Origin of the sequence: Leucobacter sp. M11 (assembly GCF_035726885.1) — a bacterium.
Classification (GTDB): domain Bacteria; phylum Actinomycetota; class Actinomycetes; order Actinomycetales; family Microbacteriaceae; genus JAPFRB01.
This window is the reverse complement of the sequence record NZ_JAPFRB010000005.1, coordinates 45,123-47,354: the sequence shown is the minus strand read 5'-3', so window position 1 is coordinate 47,354 and position 2,232 is coordinate 45,123. Positions and strand designations below refer to the sequence as shown.

At 68.5% G+C, this 2,232-nt stretch carries 2 protein-coding genes; one reads left to right on the top strand and one right to left on the bottom strand.

Going from position 1 to position 2,232, the window contains the following annotated elements; translation table 11 throughout:
- The first annotated feature begins 156 nt into the window (after positions 1-156).
- Positions 157-1,872 (top strand): HNH endonuclease signature motif containing protein, encoded by a 1,716-nt coding sequence (locus OOT08_RS15485; RefSeq protein WP_325093740.1) that lies wholly within the window; start codon positions 157-159, stop codon positions 1,870-1,872.
- 145 nt (positions 1,873-2,017) lie between these two features.
- Here OOT08_RS15485 and OOT08_RS15480 read toward each other — a convergent pair.
- Positions 2,018-2,232 (bottom strand): hypothetical protein (locus OOT08_RS15480; protein ID WP_325093739.1); only part of this gene is annotated, 215 nt, incomplete at its 5' end.

Genomic DNA, 2,232 nt, shown 5'->3' with positions numbered 1-2,232 from the left:
TTGCGAGTCCGCCAGAGTTGGGTTTTGCTGTCAAGCGTTGCGGTGAAAACGCGCCATATTTTCTTGCGATGATCCGGGGTCGGAGCATATCGTTTGTGATCGAAAATGAGGCGTGAACAGCACTTTTCTTTGGGTCAGTTCAGGTAAAATTGGGGCATGGTCACTTTCACTCCCGTCGCACCCCGCGACACCGCAACCCGCACACCGCGGGCCGGTGCGTTCGCGCGCGTGCCGGGCACGGGGACGGTGACCGGGGCGAGCGCCGCGAAGATCGCGCAGCGGATCGCCGCCGATGCTTTTGCCGCGTCCCGGGTGACCCCGGCTGATCAACGCGAGCATCCCCTTGCCGCTCGCCGAATCGAAGCCAGAACTGCCCGCGCACACCTCAACGCCGAGGAACTACGCGCGCGGGAGGCTGAGCTGAGCGAAGCGATTTCCGAGGCGACGCGGGAGAAGAACCGGGTGGAGGCGAAGCGGGCCAGGCTCATTGCCGAGCTGACCGACCTGAACGAGGAGCGCTTTACACGGGAAACCGCGGAGGACGCCGCACGGGTACTCGCCGCGACGGGACAGGTCATTGACCAGACCGTTTCCGGCGAGGACCGGGCGCAGCGGATGGGGCAGCTCGCCGAAGAGATTGCGTTCGCGGTCACCGTCGGGAAGCCCACGGGCACTCGCTTGCTCAATGATGCGCTCGCGGTCGCCGAGAATCTTCCCCACGTGTGGAACGCGTTCTCATCCGGCGCGCTCGACCAAGCCCGCGTTTCTGCGATCGTGCGCGTCACCGCGGACGCCCCGCCCGTGGCCCGCACCATTCTCGACGAGCAGCTCGCCGAGGTCGCCCCGACGCTCACTCCCGCGAAGCTGTTGCGCGTGGCCGAGGACCTGCGAAACCGGGTCGATCCTGTGTCTCCTGAGGCACGGCACGCGGACGCCTTCCAGCGTCGCGGGGCCTGGAACGAGCCCGCCCGCAACGGCATGATGGAGCTGACGATCCGGCACTCCGCGGTGGAACTGACCGCGGCCTATGACCGGAGCGACGCCCTGGCGAAACAGCTCGCGATCATGGAGAAGCAGGACCACCAGGAGCAGATCGCCGCGATCAAACTGGCACACTCCGGCACCGAGGAGGAGCTTGATGTAGCCATTGCTGCGCTCCCGCTCCCCCGTGGCATCGCCCAGCTCCGCGCCGACGCGCTCGTGGACCTGATGTCCCTCGGTGAGATCGACACGGAAACACCTAAAACCCTGAGCACCAACGAGGGCGACACGGCTCCCCGGGCCACCACGGCCCCGCCCCGCGGCGTCCGTGGACAGGTCCTCGTCACCGTCCCCACCCGTATCCTGGCCGGGCTTTCCGACGACCTCGGCCCCGAAGCCACCGCCGAGGCGATCCTCGGCAAGGAATTCGCCCACCTGGACGGCTACGGGGCCCTCGACGACGACACCGCGGAGCGGGTCGCCTTCGGGATCGGTTCCTTCCGGGCCCTGTTCACCGACGACCGGGGCGCGATCCTCAACGTTGGCCGGGACAGTTACTCTCCACCGAAGGCACTTCGCAGATTCACCGAGATCCGGGACCAGCACTGCCGGTTCCCCGGCTGTGAACGTGCGGCGGTGCGATGCGATCTGGATCACTCGGTGCCGTGGGACTCCGGCGGGGAAACCTGCCACGATAACCTCGCGTTCCTCTGCCGGACCCATCACACGATGAAGGGCCGCGGCGACCCGGGCACAACCGGGCCGGGCACAACGCACAAAGGCTGGACCCTGCTCGATAACGTGAACGGGGTGCTGGAGTGGGAGACCCTGAGCGGCCGCCGCACCACAACTCATCCCGAACGACCATCGGCCGCGCCGGAGACCGCCTGATCGCGAACCGGGGGGCGTGGCCCAGACGCCTTGGTCCGGAGGTCTTGATCCAGCAGCCGTGAGCCGGTCCTCGATGCAGGGGCGTGGCGACCCGCGCCCACTGAGCCGGGCACGGCTCGACCTGCTTGGACCTGCCTCGACCGCCTCAGCGGGGCGCTGGGGCAGGATTCGCCGAGCGGACGGTGCGCCCCGAGCGGACGGTGCGCGCTCGGCGAAGGGCCCGCGGGAGCGTGGGTTCGACCGGGCGGGTGTGGGCCGGGGTGCCCGAGGCGAGGCGGAGCCCGAGGGCCAGCATGACCGTCGCGATGACGCCCGCGTCGAGGGTGAACTGCATCGCGAGGACGAGCACCACCCCGCCCA

What these genes read in the sequence shown, in the direction of transcription:
- OOT08_RS15485 (WP_325093740.1), top strand. Translation starts at nt 157, where the DNA reads ATGGTCACTTTCACTCCCGTCGCACCCCGCGACACCGCAACCCGCACA.